The sequence below is a fragment of the Oleiphilus sp. HI0043 genome (assembly GCF_001634935.1).
Map to the genome: position 1 here is coordinate 1 of NZ_LWEY01001067.1, position 385 is coordinate 385.

The 385-nt window shown below is 43.9% G+C and carries 1 protein-coding gene; it reads left to right on the top strand.

The genetic code is table 11. The features are described 5' to 3' along the window. Nucleotides 1–39 precede the first annotated feature (39 nt). The coding region (locus A3729_RS11780) for a transposase (protein ID WP_156497908.1) at nucleotides 40–385 on the top strand (346 nt) is incomplete at its 3' end.

Sequence of the window (385 nt, forward strand, 5' to 3'; positions counted from 1 at the left end):
TAATATATGTGTCATACCATATAAGCGGAGGCCAGCACCATGAAAAACAATACCATAATTTTTGTCGGATTGGACACCCATAAGGAGTTCACCGAAGTCGCATATTGCGAAGATCAACGAGGCTCAGAAGTAAAGCATCTTGGAAGAGTTTCTTCAGCCAAAGTATCACTTACCAAGATGGCAAGACAGTTTGAAAGCAAATACCCGCAGGCTACCCTGCATTTTGTTTATGAAGCAGGCCCCTGTGGCTACTGGATTTATCGATTGCTGACAAGCTTAGGCCATTGTTGCTATGTTGTTGCGCCATCACTGATTCCAAAGAAACCCGGACAACGCGTGAAAACAGATAAACGCGATGCACAAGATTTAGCTCGTTTGGTTCGTA